This is a genomic window from Arthrobacter oryzae (assembly GCF_030812315.1).
GTDB lineage: Bacteria > Actinomycetota > Actinomycetes > Actinomycetales > Micrococcaceae > Arthrobacter > Arthrobacter oryzae_B.
The window spans coordinates 1-17,246 of the sequence record NZ_JAUSSM010000024.1; the positions used below are offsets into that span (position 1 = coordinate 1).

Sequence of the window (17,246 nt, forward strand, 5' to 3'; positions counted from 1 at the left end):
GACGGGCCAGTCACCCTCCGCCGCGTGGAGGTCTGTGTGGCAGACGCCGGTGGTGATGACCTTGACCAGCGCCTCGCCCCGGCCCGGGGCAGGAATGGGGAGGGTCTGGATCTGAAGATCCTTGCCGAACTCGGTTACTACTGCTGCTTGCATTGTCGTCGTCATTGGCGAAATCCTTGCGTCGTTGGAGCTTTGGTGCGGTGGAGGTGGTGCTGCCTTCCTGAGGAGTGGCCAGGGTGGTGCGGGCGGGGACGGATCAGTGCTAATCCGTCCCCGCCCGGGCTGAGAGAGCGGCTTAGAAGAAGCCGAGCTTGTTCTCGTTGTAGCTGACCAGGAGGTTCTTGGTCTGCTGGTAGTGGTCCAGCATCATGGAGTGGTTTTCACGTCCGATGCCGGAGGACTTGTACCCGCCGAACGCAGCGCCGGCCGGGTAGGCGTGGTAGTTGTTGACCCACACACGGCCTGCCTGGATCTCGCGGCCGGCACGGTAGGCGACGTTGCCGTTGCGGGACCAGACGCCGGCGCCGAGGCCGTAGAGGGTGTCGTTGGCGATGCCCATGGCGTCGTTGTAGTCGCTGAACCGCGTCACCGAAACCACCGGGCCGAAGATCTCCTCCTGGAAGATCCGCATCTTGTTGTGGCCTTCGAAGATGGTGGGCTGGACGTAGTAGCCGCCCGCCAGGTCCCCGGGCAGTTCGGCGCGGGCGCCGCCGGTGAGCACCTTGGCACCCTCCTGCTTGCCGATGTCGATGTAGGAAAGGATCTTTTCCAGCTGGTCGTTGGAGGCCTGTGCGCCGAGCTGGGTGTCGGTGTCCAGCGGGTTGCCCTGGATGATCTTCTCCACGCGGGCCACGGCGTCCGCCATGAACGAATCGTAGATATCCTCCTGGACGAGGGCGCGGGACGGGCACGTGCAGACCTCGCCCTGGTTGAACGCAAAGAGCGTGAAGCCCTCCTGCGCCTTGTCGTAGAACGCGTCGTTGGACTCGGCAACATCGTTGAAGAAGATGTTGGGGCTCTTGCCGCCGAGCTCCAGCGTGACCGGGATCAGGTTCTGGCTGGCGTACTGGCTGATCAGGCGCCCGGTGGAGGTCTCTCCGGTGAAGGCGATCTTCCGGATCCGCGGGCTGGAGGCGAGCGGCTTGCCGGCCTCAACGCCAAAGCCGTTGACGATGTTGAGCACGCCGGCCGGCAGCAGGTCACCGATGAGTTCAATCAGGACCAGGATGGACGACGGCGTCTGCTCGGCGGGCTTGAGGACCACGGCATTGCCGGCGGCCAGGGCCGGGGCGAGCTTCCAGACGGCCATCAGAATGGGGAAGTTCCACGGGATGATCTGGCCCACGACGCCGAGCGGCTCGTGGTAGTGGTAGGCCGTGGTGTCGTCGTCGAGCTGTGAAAGGCGGCCTTCCTGGGCGCGGACGGCAGAGGCGAAGTAGCGGAAGTGGTCCGCCGCGAGCGGGATGTCTGCATTGAGTGTTTCGCGGATCGGTTTGCCGTTGTCCCACGACTCGGCGACGGCGAGCATCTCGAGGTTTTCGTCGATGCGGTCGGCGATCTTGTTGAGGATGGCGGCGCGCTCGGCGACGGAGGTCTTGCCCCAGGAGGGCGCGATCTTGTGCGCGGCGTCCAGTGCCAGTTCGATGTCCTCGGCGGTGCCGCGGGCCACCTCGCAGAATGCCTTGCCGGTGACCGGGGTGATGTTCTCGAAGTACTGGCCCTTGACGGGGGCAACCCATTCGCCGCCGATCCAGTTCTCGTAGCGGTCCTTGAACGTGACCTTCGAACCTTCGGTGCCGGGCTGTGCGTAGACAGTCATTGCTAGCTCCTTTGCTGTGCAAGATGATTAGCGGCCTGTGCTGGCGGCCGCCGTTGCATTCAGCGTAGGAGCGGGGAGGTTGCAGTCAGGTTGCAATCGAAGTGATCCGGCTCACGTTTCCGGACATCAGGCGCTGAGCTCGGTTTCCAGCCGTTCAAGATCGGCGACGACGGCGGCCCGCTTGGGCGAGCGCGGCGGCAGCAGCTTCAACGCCGCAGTGCGGACGTCGACGTCGTCCTTTGCTTCCGGCAGTTCCGCATACTTGAGCAGCGCATCGGCGCTTCCGTCGGTGAGCACGGCTTCGCGGAGCAGCGTGGACACGCGGTCCCGGAGATCGATGATGCCCGGCGCTTCCGAGCGCGGCAGCACCGCGCCGCGGTAGATCTCCAGGGCGATGCGGTGGGCCCCGCGCTGCAGGCAGTTGAGGACCTGGCTGGAGTCCGGCATCAGGTCCATGAGGACACGGTAAGGGCGCGACTCAGGGACCGCTTCCGGGCTCAGCTGCTGCAGGACCTTGCGCAGGCGTACCATCTCCGGGCGGAGGGTCATGGAGGAGCCGTCGCCCGGGTACAGCAGGGTGCAGAGTTCCTCGGCGCTGAGCCCTTCGGGGTGGATGCTGAGCAGTGCCAGGATTTCGCTGTGCCGGGCGGAGAGTGCCACGGTGCGGCCTTCGATGCTGAGCAGTGCCTGGTCCCGGCCCAGGAGCTGGAGGCTGTTGCGGTACAGGCTCCCTTCCGCAGCGGAACCGGGGCCGTCAGCCCGGCGGGCGGCGGAGGACGCCGTCCGCCGTCGTGCGGGCGCCGCCTGGCGGGCGGCCGCCAGCTGGAGCCGCTCCACGCGCAATTGCGCCTGGGCGGCCGCCACGGTTGCTTCCACGAGGGACAGCGTGTGCGGCGCCACTGCTGATTCGGTGCCAGTGATGTCCACAACGCCCAGCAGTGCGCCGGAGTCGGGGTCGTGGAACGGAACGGCGGTACAGCTCCACGGATGGACTGAGCGCTTGTAGTGTTCGGCACCGGAAATCTGGATACTGCGGCCCAGGGCCAGTGCGGTTCCCGGGGCGCTGGTGCCAACGCTGGACTCGGACCAGTCGGCGCCCGCCACGAACATCATGCCTTCGGCGCGCCGCTGCGTCACGGCGTCGCCCTCCACCCAGAGGAGGCGGCCCACCTCATCGCCCACGGCGACCAGCAGGCCGCTGTCGTGGCTGGGCAGGACCAGGAGTTTGTGGATGACGGGCATGATGGTGGCCAGGGGATGCTGCCGGCGGTACTCCTCCAGCTCTTCCCCGTCCAGGGCCAGCGGCGCTTCGGGGTTGTCCGGGTTGGCCTGGAACTGGACTGAACGCTGCCAGGATTCCTCCACCAGGCTCCGCAATCCGGGCAGTAGTACGCTGCTCGTGTGGCCGGCGCTGCCCGCGGAGTCCAGTCCGCTGGCAGGGCCGAAGGCGGTCGCTCCGAGCAGCTCGTGGCCCGCCAGGGCATGCCGCTGGAGCAGTGCCGCTGCGTCCGGGCCCGGAACTGCTGGCTGATTCGTTTTCCTCATCGAACTCCCTTGCCGGCACAACGGCGTGCCAGGCGTGACGGCATGCCGTGCTGGATTGGTCTGCTCAGTCTATTGCCTTCCAGCAAGCCCGCCCTAGGGTTAGCCCTCGGAGCTGCGGGAGATCCGGATCATTTCCTCGCGCGGCACAACCTTGATCCGTTCGCGGACGACGCCGGTCTCCGCCTCAGCTTCGGTCCATGCCTTCCCGAGGGCTGCTTCGTGCGCGTCGAGCCTGTTCCAGCCCTCCCAGGTGGTGTACTCGACGCCGCGCTCCTCGAGCAGGGCAATGATGGCGTGCGGGTCAGGGTTCTGCGCAGGCGGCAGCGTCAGCCGGTCCTCCAGCAGGCAACCGATGGTCTCCAGGGCGTCGCCCTTCGTGTGCCCGATGAGCCCCACCGGACCGCGCTTGATCCAGCCCGTGGCGTAGATCCCGGGCACGGGGTTCCCCTCTGCATCGAGGACCCGGCCGCCCTCGTTGGGGATCACGCCCGCCTTGGCGTTGTATTCCAGTTCATCCAGCGGTGACCCGTGATAGCCGATCGCGCGGTAGACGGCCTGGACGGGGTAGTCGATGAACTCCCCCGTACCCTTGACGTGCCCGGTGCCGTCAAGCTGCATCCGCTCAAACTTGATGCCCGCAACCTTTCCGGTGCCCGCCGTGTTGCCGGCGCCGTCGTAGATCTCCACCGGGCTGTGCAGGAAGTGCAGGTGCAGCCGCCGGGAGGATGGCACCTCGGCTTCGGCATGCTCCTCGACGAGCCAGTTGGTCATGGTGTTGACCATGGTCTTGATCTGGTTGTTGCTGCGGATGGCGTCATCGGAGGCCTCGTCGAATTCGAAGTCCTCGGGGTAGAGCACAATGTCCACGTCGTTGGCGTGGCTCAGTTCGCGCAGTTCCAGCGGGGTGAACTTCACCTGGGCCGGGCCCCGGCGGCCGAACACATGGACGTCCGTGACGGGGGAGTTCTTCAGTCCTCGGTAGACGTTGTCCGGAATTTCCGTGGAGAGCAGCTCGTCCGCGTGCTTCACCAGCATGCGGGCTACGTCCAGGGCCACGTTGCCGTTTCCGATGACGGCGATTTCCTTGGCGTCCAGCGGCCAGTCGCGGGGCACATCCGGGTGGCCGTCGTACCAGGACACGAAGTCGGCGCCGCCGAAGGATCCTTCAAGTTCGACGCCCGGAACGTTCAGGTCCGCATCCTTGATGGCACCGGTGGAGAAGATCACGGCGTCGTAGAAGGCCCGGAAATCGTGGAGTTTCAGGTCGCGGCCGTAGGTCACATTGCCGAGGAAGCGGATGTCTCCGCGGTCCAGCACCTTGTGCAGGGCGTTCACGATGCCCTTGATGCGCGGGTGGTCCGGGGCAACGCCGTAGCGGATCAGGCCGTAGGGAGCCGGGTAGGCCTCGAAAAGGTCAATGCTGACTTCGAAGTCGCCGCCCTTGACCTCGTTGGACTTGGTCAGGATGTCCGCGGCGTACACGCCGGCCGGTCCGGCGCCGACGATTGCGACGCGGAGGGGACGTTTGGGGGTGCTTTCGGCCGAGTTGGACACCGGGAGCCCTTCTGAAACGGGAAACTGCGCCACGTCACGTAGCGCACAGGTCCCCATTCTAATTGGTCAACCCCCTTTCCCTGCGGAGCCGCTGATGGAGACGACGTCGCCCTCCCGGTACAACAGCGCGCGTAATTCCGATTCGGCCGAGTCCGTCCGCCGGGGATCGATGGTCTCCCCCGCGGAAAAATGGTCCAGGAGGCGCGGGTCCACATAGCTTTTCCGGGCGATCGACGGCGTGTTTCCCAGCACCGCCGCCGCGTCCTGCATGGCCAGGCTGATGGCCCTCTTTTTCTCAGCCACAGTCTTCTGCGGTCCGATCCGGGCGAGGCTGACGGCGGCGGCCACCGTGCCCCGGAGAGTGCGGAAGTCCTTGGCGGTGAAGTCCGCCCCGGTGCGTTCCTTCACGTATTCGTTGATCTCCGGGCTGCCCACCGGATGCCAGCTGCGCCCGTTCTTGTATGCGAGGAGCCGGGCGTTGCCGCCCCGCCGCTTGAGCACCCGGACCAGGGCGGCGAGGTCGGCGTCGTCGATCTCGGATTCCCAGGTTTTGCCGCTCTTGGCGGGAAAACTCAGACAGAGGCATTCCTGCTTTACTTTCACGTGGGCACACAGCAGGGTTGCGAGGCCGTGGCTGCCGTTCTCGTTGGTGTACCGCTCGGATCCAACCCGCAGCGAGCCGCTGTCCAGCATCCTGAAGGCAGCCGCCAGGACGCGTTCCCGGGCGAGTCCGTCGCTGCGCAGGTCCATGGTGACCAGCCTGCGTGCGGTCGGCAGGGATTCGGCGAGCTGGAGGGCACGGTCGAACTTCAGCCGGTCCTTCTTTTCCCGCCAGGCCGGGTGGTAGATGTACTGCCGGCGGCCCATGGCGTCCAGTCCTGTGGCCTGGATGTGCCCGTTGTCGTAGGGTGCGATCCATACGTCGGTCCAGGCCGGCGGAATGCCGATGCTCTCCAGCCGCTCCCGGACCGGTCCCGGCGGCAGCGTGGAACCATCCAGGTCCCGGTACGTGAAGCCGGTACCCGCGGCAAGACGCCGGTAGCCCCTTCCTGAGGCGTTGCTGTGGCGGAGCCTCATGGCCGGGCCGGCCCGGGATGCATTTTCATATTAGTAAGCGTACTGAGCACCGCAAGGCCTTGCAGCATGGCTCCCGAAAATCGCTCCAGGCTATTGCTGGGGGAATCGCTGGCCTGTTGGCGGAATACCGCCCGCGGCGGTGGTGTTATTGATCGTGTGCCTACACCCGACGGAACCACTGCCCCAGCCCTGACCGCCCCGGGTAGCCCTGTCTCGGCTGCCGCGTCCCCCGCAGCTTCCGGCGGACAGCCGCCCCGGCCCGGCGTCGCGCTTAAGGCCGTAGACAAGGACACGACGGCGGGTGTCCTCTTCGGGATTGGCGCCTACGGACTCTGGGGGCTGCTGCCCCTGTACTTCTTCGCCCTGCAGCCCGCCGGTGCGGTGGAAATCGTGGCCAACCGGGTGGTGTGGTCCCTGCTCTTCTGCACGCTGCTGATCACGGTCACCCGCTCCTGGCGTGTGCTCGGGGCGGCGTTCCGGAACCGGACCGTCCTGGGCACCCTGTCCATCGCGGCGGCCCTGATCGCGGTGAACTGGCTGACCTACACATACGGCGTCACCACCGGCCAGGCCGTGGAGGCGTCCCTGGGCTACTTCATCAACCCGCTCGTCTCCGTGCTGCTGGGCGTGTTCGTGCTGAAGGAAACGCTGCGTCCGCTCCAGTGGGCCGCCGTCGGGATCGGTTTTGTTGCCGTCGTGGTGCTGACGATTTCCTACGGCAAGCTGCCCTGGATCGCGCTGACGCTGGCGGTCAGTTTCGGGCTCTACGGCTTCGTGAAGAAGCGCATCGGTCCGAAGGCCGACGCCGTCACCAGCCTGACCGTGGAGACGGTGGTGCTCGCCCCCCTGGCTGCCGCGACGATGATCTTCCTCGGCGTCAGCGGCGCCGCCACCCTCGGCACCCAGGGTTCCGCGCACTTCTGGCTGCTGGTTTCCTCGGGCGTGATCACGGCGGTGCCGCTGCTGTTCTTCGGTGCCTCGGCCCGCCGCCTGCCCATGACCACCATCGGCCTGCTGCAGTACTTCGCCCCGGTGCTCCAGTTCGTCGTGGCCCTGATGGTGTTCAAGGAAACCATGACCCTGGACCGCTGGATCGGCTTCGGCGTGGTCTGGCTGGCGCTGCTGGTGCTGACCGTGGACATGCTGGCAGCAGCGCGCAGGAGTTCCGTGGCCCGGAAGCGCGCGCTGCGGGAAGCCCGAGCGGACAGTTAAGGCCCGCAACCCAAGCGCGAACGGGCAGATAAGGACCTGTTTTTCGCTTTTTGGGGTCCTTATCTGCCCGTTCGCGCCGTGGGCTAAGCCTTAGGATGGGCCGCAAGTGTCCGTTCGCGCTTAGGGGCTGTCGAGGCGCTCGTATTCGCGCGGGATGACCACCATCGGCACCGGCAGGGCACGCAGCACCTTGTTGGCCGTGCTGCCGATGAACAGCTTGTTCTTCTCCGCCAGGCGGGACGAACCCACGATCAGGATCTCGCCGTCGTCCCACTCGAGGTCGTCGATGCACTCCTCGATGGTGCGTCCGTGCGCCACTTCCACGCTCACGTTGTGGCCCTCCGGGAGCCGGTGCGAGGCCTCGGTGAGCACCGTGTTGGCGTGGATGTGCGCCGCGTTGACCACTTCGCCGCTGTCGCCTTCCGCGTCGAGCTCCACCAGGGAGACCATGCGCAGCGGTGCACCCCGGCGTTGCGCGGCCGCGATGGCGACACCGATTGCTGCCTCCGCGCCCACCCTCTGGCCGACAGCGAGCGTCAGCCGGGTGACAGCCTCCGTGCGGCGGTAACCGCGGGGAGCCAGCGCCACCGGAACCGGGGAGGCGTGCAGGAGCGCGTTGGCCACACTGCCCACCGTGTGTCGCTTAAACAGCCCGCTGCTCGCCGCACCCACAATGATCAGTCCTGCCTGGTATTCGACGGCGGCGTCGATCAGGCCCGCCGCGAACGACTCGGCGTGGCGCACATGGAACTCGACGCTCACGTCCTCGGGCACCAGTGCCAGCCCTTCACGCTGCGCGTCCAGCACCGCCTGCTCGCCGGCACCGGCATGGCCGCCGTCGGCATCCTGCGCCGCATGCGGGACGCCCTTTTTCACCACATACACGAGGTCGAGCTGGGCGCCCTGCGCCCGGGCCAGCGCGGACCCCAGGGCAACGGCGTCGGCGCCGCGTTCGTTTGGTGTGTAGCCAACTACGTATCGCATGGGTGAACCCCTTTTGGGTCTGGGGCAGAATCCGGCCGCGCTCGGGGTTCCCGGGCGACGTCGGCCGGTCTGCATTCCTGCATTGGTAGTGCTGACTCTAGCCACCCCGGCCGCTTAAACAGAAGAGCCGCGGACGGTCGGTCCGCGGCTCTTCGGTTGGCTCCCGGATGCCTGGGTCAGGCATCCGGGCGGAGTCCCAGTGGGTGGGGCCCTGGTGTGGGTCCCGGGTCTTGGTCAGGCGTCGTGGTTAGGCGTGCGCCTTGATGGCGGTGGCCAGCACCTCGAGGCCGTCCAGCAGCAGTTCGTCGCTGATGACCAGCGGCGGCAGCAGGCGGATGACGTTGCCGTAGGTACCGCAGGTGAGGATGATGACGCCTTCCTTGAGGCAGGCCGCGGCAACGGCCTTGGTCAGTTCCGGGTTCGGTTCCTTGGATCCGGCCTGCACCAGTTCGATCGCCAGCATGGCGCCGCGTCCGCGGATGTCGCCGATCACGGAAACCTCTGCAGCCAGCTCGCGGAGCCGGCCGGTGGCCAGTTCCTCGATGTGCTTGGCGCGGGCGTTGAGGTCGTACTGCTCCATGGAGCCGATGGAGGCGAGGGCCGCGGCACAGGCAACCGGGTTGCCGCCGTAGGTGCCGCCCAGCCCGCCCGGGTGGACGGCGTCGAGCAAGTCGGCGCGGCCGGTGATCGCGGACAGCGGCATGCCGCCGGCGATGCCCTTGGCCATGGTGATGATGTCCGGGACAACACCTTCATGGTTGACGGCGAACCATTCGCCGGTGCGGCAGAAGCCGGACTGGACCTCGTCGGCGATAAAGACGATGCCCTTTTCCTTGGCCCAGGCGGCGAGAGCCGGCAGGAAGCCGTCGGCCGGGACGATGAAGCCGCCCTCGCCCTGGATCGGCTCAATGATGATCGCCGCGACGGATTCGCCGCCGATCTGCTTTTCGATCATGGTGATGGCGCGCTTGGCTGCCTCGGCACCCGTGATCGAGGGGTTTTCCTCGCGGAACGGGTAGCTCATGGGCATGCGGTAGACCTCGGGCGCGAACGGGCCGAAGTTGGTCTTGTACGGCATGGCCTTGGCGGTCAGCGCCATGGTCAGGTTGGTGCGGCCGTGGTAAGCGTGGTCAAAGGCGACGACGGCGTCACGGCCGGTGGCCAGGCGGGCCACCTTGACTGCGTTTTCCACGGCTTCGGCGCCGGAGTTGAACAGCACCGTGCGCTTTTCGTGGTCGCCCGGGGTGAGGCGGTTCAGCTGCTCGGCGACAGCCACGTAGCCCTCGTAGGGGGTGACCATGAAGCAGGTGTGGGTGAAGTGCTCCACGGCTTCCTTCACGGCGCCCACGACGGCGGGATCGGACGCACCGACGCTGGTCACGGCGATGCCGGAGCCGAGGTCGATGAAGGAGTTGCCGTCGACGTCGTGGATGATGCCGCCGTCGGCGTCCGCAACAAAGACGGGGACACTGGAGGCGACGCCGGCTGCCACAACAGCCCTGCGGCGTTCGGTCAGCGCAACGGACTTCGGGCCCGGGAAGTCCGCCTGGACGCGGCGCTTCTGCTCGAGACGGTAGGTGATGTCATGGGCGGTGGTGGTCATGGAGAAGCCTTTCTGGACAGCTGGGGATGAGGCGTGGGGGGTCAGGCGTCAAGTGCAGACATCACGTGCTTGATGCGCGTGTAGTCCTCGACGCCGTACATGGAGAGGTCCTTGCCGTAGCCGGACTGCTTGAAGCCGCCGTGCGGCATTTCGGCGGTCAGCAGGATGTGGGTGTTGATCCACACCGCGCCGAAGTCCAGGTCGCGGCTGACGCGCATGGCCGTGCCGTGGTCGGTGGTCCAGACGCTGGACGCAAGGGCGTACTCGACGTCGTTGGCCAGCTCCACGGCCTCGGCCTCGGTGTTGAACTTCTGGACGGTGATGACCGGCCCGAAGGTTTCCTTCTGGACGACGTCGTCGGTCTGCCTGGCGCCGGTAATGATGGTCGGTTCGAAGAAGAAGCCCTTTTCGCCGGCACGGTGGCCGCCGGTAACGATCTTGCAGTTCTCCGGCAGGTGCTCCACCACGGAGTTCACAGCGTTGAAGTGGTTGACGTTGTTGAGCGGACCGAAGTAGTTGTCTTCGTCGTTCTGCGAACCGGTGTGCAGGGTCTTGGTGTGTTCCACCATGGCTGCCACGACGTCGTCGTGGACCGAGTCCTCAACCAGCACTCGGGTGATCGCCGTGCAGTCCTGGCCTGCATTGAAGAAGGCGAACTCCGCGATGGCCGCCGCGCTCTTCTTGATGTCCGCGTCCTTGAACACGATGGCCGGAGCCTTGCCGCCGAGCTCGAGGTGGGCGCGCTTGAGGCCCTTCGCGGCGCCGGAGGCCACAGCGATGCCCGCACGGACGGAACCGGTGATGGAGACGAGGCCGGGAACCTTGTGGTCCACCATCATGGCGCCCGTTTTGCCCGTTCCCAGGACAACGTTGAGGACGCCGGCCGGGAAGATGTCCTTGGCCAGCTTGGCCAGCACCAGGGTGGATTCCGGGGTGGTGTCCGAGGGCTTGAGGACCACGGTGTTGCCTGCTGCGAGCGCGGGGCCGATCTTCCAGATGGCCATGAGGAACGGGTAGTTCCAGGGGGCAACCTGTGCCACGACGCCGATGGGTTCGCGGCGCACGTAGGAGGTGTGGCCCTCGAAGTACTCGCCGGCGGACTTGCCCTCGAGGATGCGGGCGGCACCGGCGAAGAAGCGGAGCTGGTCGGCGCCGGCGGCAACTTCCTCGGAGGCGATCAGGCTGCGGACCTGGCCGGTATTGCGGTGCTGGGCCTCAACGAGTTCATCGCTGTTGGCCTCGACGGCGTCGGCAAGCTTGAGGAGCATGAGCTGGCGCTGGCCCGGGGTGACGTGCTTCCAGGTCTTGAACGCCTCGTTGGCAGCCGTCATGGCGGCGTCGACGTCGGCCTGAACGGAAATGGGCGACTTCGCCACCACATCCCCGTTTGTGGGATTCACGATGTCCAGCAGTCCGGTGCCGGCGGGCGTGACGAACTCGCCGTTAATGAAGTTCTGCAAGGTTTGGACCACGGTGTACAACCTCTTTCATGCTGGTTTCTGTAACCGGTTCTGCAACCGGTTCAGTGTTGCGACTGCTCACGAGCCTATGCCAGGGCCCGTATGCAGGGAATAGCCACCTGCACACCATCCCCGGAACCCTTTAGTGCGGTTGACCAGCGCGCGGCTATCCTGAATTCATGGCAATCTCCCTCGCCGCCCTGCTGGGCGTCCAGTCGCTCAAGCTCACCAAGTCCGGCCTGGCGGAGACCACGTGGCACCAGGACATCCAGTGGGTTGCCGTCACCGAGCAGGAGGACCCCCAGCGCTTCCTCAACGGCGGCGAGCTGGTGCTCACCACCGGCATGCGGCTGAAGTCCGCCCCGGAGCAGCGCCGCTTTGTGCGGCAGGTCCAGCGGGCAGGCGCGGTGGGTATCGGATTCGGGATCGGACTGACGCACGACGCCGTTCCGCCGGCACTGATTGCCGAGGCCAACCGCTGGGGCCTTCCCGTGGTGGAGGTTCCATACGAGACGCCGTTCATTGCGATCACCAAGCTGGTGGCGGACGCCCAGTCCGCGGACCACTACTCCAAGCTGGAAAGGCTCATCGCGGGCCACCAGATCCTGGCCCGTGCCCTGCTGACCGGCGGCGGCCTGTCCGAGCTGCTCAAGAACCTCGGCTCGATGCTCCGCACGGACATTGTCCTGACCCAGTTCACGGCGCAGCTCTACAACAGCGTGCCGGGCAACCCGGCGCCCACGGCGGATACCTGGGCGTCCTACCCCATCCCCACCGGCAGGCGCGACGCGTGCACCCTCTGGATCCGTCAGCCTTTCGAGGATTCCGGCATCGTGGGGTACGCGCAGAACCTGATCAGCGTCGAGCTCAACAACATGGTCAAGCAGCGGCAGGCGCAGCGGGCACTGTCCGGCCAGGTTCTGGAGGACGTGATCCACGGGACCCTGGAGGCGAGCGAGGCGTCCCGGCGCCTGGCCGGCATCGGTGTCAACAGCACCCGGAAAAACGTCGTGCTCCTCGCCGAATCCGCGGCGCACCCCAAGCAGCTGGTGAGTTCCTCGGTGCCGCGGCCCCTGGAACACGGGGTGACCGCCGTCGTCGGCAAGGACCTGATCATCGTGGTCCAGGACGACGGCAGCGGCGCCAGCGTGCTGGCCAAAAGCCTCAGCGACCACCTGGCCGAGGCGGGGATCCACGCCACGATCGGCATCGGCGGCGCGTACACCAAACCCAACGGGCTGCGGTGGAGCTACTTCGAGGCCCGGGACGCGGCGAGCCACGGCCTGCCCGTCAACGAGCCCGAGCGGCTCAGCCTGACGTCGCTGCTCCTGGCCAGCGAGGACGTGCCGCTCGCGGACATGGCCAATGAGTCCCTCAACCCGCTCAGGAACTTCGACGCCCTGCATGGCGCGGAGCTGATGACAACGCTGGAGAGCTACCTGAACAACAACGGCTCGGTGGCCGCCGTCGCCGAAGCCCTGACGCTGCACCGCAACACCGTCCGGTACCGGCTCGCGCAGATCACCGAGCTGACCGGCTACGACCCCGCCCAGACCCAGGACCGCGTGCAGCTCTGGCTGGCCCTGGCGGTGCAGCGGCTGAGCCAGCGGCAGCAGGGGTAGCGCCCGCCGTTTGAAGCTTCCGGAGATGTTTACCACATCTTTACAAACATCAAACGTCTAACGTCTAATGTTTAAGTATGGCAAGCACGACGACGGCACTACCCGGAACTGACACCCCACCCACCGCACGGGTCGGGGTGAGCCGGCCGCGCGCCGTCGTCGTCCTCGGAATCATTGCCGTTGTCCTCATCGGCCTCAACCTCCGCGCCGGTATCACCGGGGCTTCCGCCCTCCTGCACGACCTCCAGGAGGTTTTGGGCTACGGGCCGTTCATCGCCGCCGTCATCCCTTCCATTCCCACGCTGTGTTTCGCGGTCGCCGGGGCGGCCACGTCCTGGCTGACGCGCCGGGTGGGCGTGGAGAATGCCATCCTGCTGGCCTTGGGAATGCTCGCCGCCGGCCTCCTGGTGCGCGGCATCCCCTCCACCGGCATGCTGCTGGCCGGCACCGTGGTGGGGATGTCGGGACTGGCCGTCTGCAACGTGGCCATGCCGTCCTTCATCCGCGAGCACTATGCGGACCGCACCTCTGTGATGACAGCCCTCTACACCGTCACCATGACCACCGGCGCCACGGTCACGGCCGTGATGGTCGTTCCTGTTGCCCAAGGCCTGGGTTCGGCGTCGGCGGGGCTGGGCTCCATCGGCCTGCTCTCGGTGGCTGCCTTCCTGGGTTTCCTGCCGGTCGCACTTCATGCACACCGGAACGCCACGCCCGGCCGCGGCAGCCACATTTCCCCCTGGCCGCTCCTGCGGACCCGCAAGGGCGCGCTGCTCACGGCCATATTCACCCTCCAGGCACTGCTCGCCTACGCCGTGCTGAGCTGGTTCCCGTACATGCTGACCACCATGGGGCTGACCGCAACGGACAGCGGCCTGATGTTCGGGCTGATGCAGCTGGTCTCCGTTCCGGCCGGCATGGTGCTGATCGCCATCGGATCGCGGCCGAGGATGCTGCGGCCGGCTTTCTACCTGGTCAGTGTCACCATGGTCTTCGGCGTGGCCTCGCTCATGCTGCTGCCCGCCTCGCTGGCTGCCGTCCCGGCCGTGCTGCTGGGATTCGGCCTGGGCATCTTCCCGCTGGTGATGGTGATGATCAGCCGCAGCGGACGCACGACGGCGGAAACCACCGCCATGTCAACGCTGGCGCAGTCAGTGGGTTACCTCCTCGCCACGGCGGGTCCGTTCGGCATGGGCCTGCTGCACAGCGCCACGGGCGGCTGGACGGTACCGCTGATCCTGCTGCTCGCCATCGCCCTGGCCCAGATTGTGGTGGCGCACCTGCTGACAAGGACACGTCCATGACCCTCACCGCTTCGAACCGTCCTGTACTGGCCGACGAAATCACAGACAAGCTCCGCCGGATGATCCATTCCGGCGAATGGCCGCTGCAGCAGAAAATTCCCGCCGAGCCCGAGCTGATGTCCACGCTGGGCGTTTCCCGGGGCACCCTGCGCGAGGCGATCAAGGCGCTGGCCCATGGCGGAATGCTGGAGGTCCGCCGCGGCGACGGCACCTACGTCCGCGCGACGAGCGAGATCTCCGGCGCGGCGCAGCGCATGTACCAGGACCACACCCAGGAGCACATCCTTGAAGTCCGGGTGGGCCTGGACACCCAGGCGGCCCGGCTGGCCGCCCGCAACGCAAAGCCGGAGCACATCACCGCCATGAAGGCCCTGCTGGATGACCGCCGCGACGCCTGGACCTCCGAGGACTACGCCGCCTGGGCGCAGGCTGACTGGGACTTCCACGTGCTGGTGGCGATGGCGACCGGGAACCCGCTGCTGCACGAGCTGTACGTCAGCTTCGGCGCAGTGTTCCATGCCGACCTGCTCCGGCAGCAGCGCCGCAGTGGCTTCAACGGGCTCCCCGACGAAGGGCACGGCAAGCTAGTTGAGGCCATCGAGGCGCACGATGAAAGCGCCGCCGTGGACAGCGTCAACCGGAACCTGAACTCCTGCGCGGAGTGGCTCCGGGAGTAACCGGTCGGGCCGCCTTCAGCGGGCACCGTACTAAATCAGTAGGCTTGTCTCTTTAGGGGAGCTCTTCATCCGGCTTTGCCGCATCCGACTTGCCCTTATCTCTGCACGCTGACGAATTGGAGTACCCCCTTGGCCAGATCAGTCGAAGTCACCGTGGAAGGCAAGCGTCCGGATCCCTGGGCGGACGGCCTGGGCCGGGTGGGCGTCCGCTCCGCCCAGATCCTGCTGATCCTCACCGTTGTGGTGGTCTCGGTTTTCGCCCTGCTGCAGATCCGGCTCCTGGTCATCCCGGTGCTGATTGCCCTGATCCTGGCGGCGGCGATCGTACCGTTCGTCAACTTGCTGAAGCGGCGCGGCCTGCCCGGCGCAGCGGCCACGGGTCTGGCCTTCGTGGCACTGCTCGCGGTACTCGCCGGCGTCACCACCGTCATTGTGGTCTCCATCCGCAGCCAGTGGAGCGAGCTGGCAACCCAGGCGTCCTCGGGGCTGGATGAGCTGCAGTCCTTCCTCCTCAACGGCCCCATCCCCGTGGACCGGGAGCAGATTGAACAGGCCCGGGCCGCCATCGTGGAATTCGCCGCGAGCAGTCAGGTCCGCTCCGGGGCGCTCACCGGATTGTCCGTCATCACGGAGTTCCTGGCCGGCGCCAGCCTCATGGTGGTGATCCTGTTCTTCTTCCTCAAGGACGGCACGGCGCTTTGGAACTTCTTCCTGCGGCCGTTCACCGGTGCACGGGAGGCGAAACTGCGCCGGTCTGGCGCGCGGACCATCCAGGTCCTGGGTGACTACGTGCGCGGCACGGCCATTGTTGCCCTAGTGGACACCGTAGCCATCGGTTCGGCGCTGCTGATCCTGCAGGTTCCGCTGGCCATACCGCTGGCCATCATCGTCTTCATCGGCGCCTTCGTCCCGATAGTGGGCGCCACCGTGGCCGGCATCCTGGCCGCGCTCGTGGCCCTGGTGGCCAGCGGACCGGTGGTTGCCCTGATCGTGATCATCGTGGTGATCGCCGTCAACCAACTCGAAGGCAACCTGCTGCAGCCCGTGGTGATGGGCAAGTCCCTCCAGCTGCACGCCCTGGTCATCCTGCTGGCCCTGACCGCCGGAACCATCCTCGCCGGCATCATCGGCGCCGTGCTCTCCGTTCCCCTGGCCGCCGTGGCCTGGGCGATCATCCAGGTCTGGACGACAGATCCCAAGGACACGGGAACCGAGACGCCGGCCGGCCAGGACCTGGAAACAAAAGAATCCGTGGACCAGGAGCTTGCTCCGGCGGACAGGGCGCAGGGGTAGCCCACCAGGCTTGGCTGCACGGACCAACCAGGGTGGCCCTGTCCGGCAGGAACACCAGATGGAAGCGGCCCGGACCCGCAAGGGGTCCGGGCCGCTTCTGTCCTGCCGGGCTGATTCGCGCCGGCCAGACTGGATAGCTAGCTTGAACGGTGCAGCAGGCCCTGGATCACGTTTTTCGGCCGCTGCATTTCACCGTGCCTTGAACCGAGGACGATGACCCACCCCGCAAACACCGGGATGGCCCACTGCAGGATTTTCAATTGCTTCTGGGCTGCTTTGAGTTCATCGGATGCACCGGGCCTGGGCTCGGTTGCTCCTTCGGCACCCTCACCCGCGAGCTTCTCCACCTTGCTGCCCAAAATTCCCGCGTACAGGGTTACTGCAGCGCCGGCCAGCGTAACCGCCGTTTTGTAGACATTGAGGCCGGCCACGCCTTCCTGGGTCGCCGTCCGGCCCTTGTTCTCCCAAGTAACGGCCAGGCCGGACAAGAGATGCGCGGCAAAGGCACCGGCCTGGACCGGCGCCCACCTCTTCCACCCCAGGCTGGAGAGCCTGGTGCGCTCCACCGGATCCTTCGCTGCGGCCGCAGCGCCGTTGAGGCCGATGGCGCCCATGAGGGAGCCCCCGAACCATGCCCCCGCGGTTAGGTCGTGGATGGACCGTGCAACAAGATTCCCTGCCATGGTGAACTTTCCTAACGTAGTGCTGAATGTCCCGCCATAGTAAGCACACTTATCAACATCTTGGTAGTCTGAAGGATGCGTAAAATCAGCGATATGAATGGAACGGGAACGCTTTTCGGTTGGGCATTTGGTGACGTCACACGGTCCGAAGATGAGGCGTATCTGGACGAACTGCGCAGCGACGCCCTGGCCAACGCCACGAAGGATGCCGAGTCACGGGGATTCGAGGTCGAACCCGGCACCGAAACGTACACGGTGATCAATCCGCACGAAACCCTGGCGGACCTCACCACCACACCGGACCAGCTCATCGTCCGCTGCACCGTCAAACTCGTCGGCCCGGGCGCTGAGAACATCCACGCCGAAGGCCCCATGAACGGCTGACAAAAGCCTGCAGGAGGATCCCAAACCCG

At 66.4% G+C, this 17,246-nt stretch carries 14 protein-coding genes and 1 pseudogene; 6 read left to right on the forward strand and 9 right to left on the reverse strand.

The genetic code is table 11. From position 1 onward, the window contains the following. The 5 genes and pseudogenes from J2S97_RS23380 to J2S97_RS23400 form a co-directional block, all read right to left on the reverse strand. A pseudogene (locus tag J2S97_RS23380) lies at positions 1 to 165 on the reverse strand (alcohol dehydrogenase catalytic domain-containing protein); the annotation flags it as partial. A gap of 130 nt (positions 166 to 295) precedes the next feature. After that, the gene (exaC, locus tag J2S97_RS23385; RefSeq protein ID WP_307052318.1) at positions 296 to 1,819 is read right to left on the reverse strand and encodes an acetaldehyde dehydrogenase ExaC; all 1,524 of its coding nucleotides are present in this window, start codon (positions 1,817 to 1,819) and stop codon (positions 296 to 298) included. 126 nt (positions 1,820 to 1,945) lie between these two features. Next, on the reverse strand, positions 1,946 to 3,364 hold the full coding sequence (locus J2S97_RS23390) for a GAF domain-containing protein (protein WP_307052319.1): 1,419 nt from the start codon (positions 3,362 to 3,364) through the stop codon (positions 1,946 to 1,948). Positions 3,365 to 3,463: 99 nt separating this feature from the next. Next, positions 3,464 to 4,918 (reverse strand): FAD-dependent oxidoreductase, encoded by a 1,455-nt coding sequence (locus J2S97_RS23395; protein WP_307052320.1) that lies wholly within the window; start codon positions 4,916 to 4,918, stop codon positions 3,464 to 3,466. A gap of 66 nt (positions 4,919 to 4,984) precedes the next feature. Beyond that, positions 4,985 to 5,995 (reverse strand): DNA topoisomerase IB, encoded by a 1,011-nt coding sequence (locus J2S97_RS23400; protein WP_307052321.1) that lies wholly within the window; start codon positions 5,993 to 5,995, stop codon positions 4,985 to 4,987. 147 nt (positions 5,996 to 6,142) lie between these two features. Between J2S97_RS23400 and rarD the strand changes: the two genes are divergently transcribed. Next, entirely contained in the window at positions 6,143 to 7,207 is a 1,065-nt protein-coding gene (gene rarD, locus J2S97_RS23405; RefSeq protein WP_373460648.1) for an EamA family transporter RarD, read from the forward strand. A gap of 120 nt (positions 7,208 to 7,327) precedes the next feature. On the opposite strand, the gene J2S97_RS23410 is transcribed toward rarD, so the two are convergent. The 3 genes from J2S97_RS23410 to J2S97_RS23420 form a co-directional block, all read right to left on the reverse strand. Then, positions 7,328 to 8,191 carry a universal stress protein gene (locus tag J2S97_RS23410; protein ID WP_307052323.1) on the reverse strand — a complete coding sequence of 288 codons (864 nt, stop codon included), beginning with the start codon at positions 8,189 to 8,191 and terminating at the stop codon, positions 7,328 to 7,330. A gap of 247 nt (positions 8,192 to 8,438) precedes the next feature. Beyond that, positions 8,439 to 9,794, reverse strand: a complete 1,356-nt coding sequence (gene gabT, locus J2S97_RS23415; RefSeq protein WP_307052324.1) for a 4-aminobutyrate--2-oxoglutarate transaminase — start codon at positions 9,792 to 9,794, stop codon at positions 8,439 to 8,441. Between the two features lie 41 nt (positions 9,795 to 9,835). Beyond that, on the reverse strand, positions 9,836 to 11,266 hold the full coding sequence (locus tag J2S97_RS23420) for a gamma-aminobutyraldehyde dehydrogenase (RefSeq protein WP_307052325.1): 1,431 nt from the start codon (positions 11,264 to 11,266) through the stop codon (positions 9,836 to 9,838). Between the two features lie 167 nt (positions 11,267 to 11,433). Here J2S97_RS23420 and J2S97_RS23425 point away from each other — a divergent pair, with 167 nt between their 5' ends. From J2S97_RS23425 to J2S97_RS23440, 4 genes are all read left to right on the forward strand, one after another. Continuing rightward, entirely contained in the window at positions 11,434 to 12,876 is a 1,443-nt protein-coding gene (locus tag J2S97_RS23425) for a PucR family transcriptional regulator (protein WP_307052326.1), read from the forward strand. A gap of 77 nt (positions 12,877 to 12,953) precedes the next feature. Then, positions 12,954 to 14,180, forward strand: coding sequence for an MFS transporter (locus tag J2S97_RS23430; protein WP_307052327.1), 1,227 nt, complete (start codon positions 12,954 to 12,956; stop codon positions 14,178 to 14,180). Beyond that, positions 14,177 to 14,857 (forward strand): FadR/GntR family transcriptional regulator, encoded by a 681-nt coding sequence (locus tag J2S97_RS23435; protein WP_307052328.1) that lies wholly within the window; start codon positions 14,177 to 14,179, stop codon positions 14,855 to 14,857. The genes J2S97_RS23430 and J2S97_RS23435 overlap by 4 nt, the downstream gene beginning before the upstream one ends. Positions 14,858 to 14,986: 129 nt before the next feature. Beyond that, on the forward strand, positions 14,987 to 16,150 hold the full coding sequence (locus J2S97_RS23440; protein WP_307052329.1) for an AI-2E family transporter: 1,164 nt from the start codon (positions 14,987 to 14,989) through the stop codon (positions 16,148 to 16,150). 137 nt (positions 16,151 to 16,287) lie between these two features. Here the strand turns inward: J2S97_RS23440 and J2S97_RS23445 are convergent, their stop codons facing one another. Then, on the reverse strand, positions 16,288 to 16,833 hold the full coding sequence (locus J2S97_RS23445; RefSeq protein ID WP_307052330.1) for a hypothetical protein: 546 nt from the start codon (positions 16,831 to 16,833) through the stop codon (positions 16,288 to 16,290). 93 nt (positions 16,834 to 16,926) lie between these two features. Between J2S97_RS23445 and J2S97_RS23450 the strand changes: the two genes are divergently transcribed. After that, positions 16,927 to 17,217 carry a hypothetical protein gene (locus tag J2S97_RS23450; RefSeq protein ID WP_307052331.1) on the forward strand — a complete coding sequence of 97 codons (291 nt, stop codon included), beginning with the start codon at positions 16,927 to 16,929 and terminating at the stop codon, positions 17,215 to 17,217. The last annotated feature ends 29 nt before the right edge of the window (positions 17,218 to 17,246 follow it).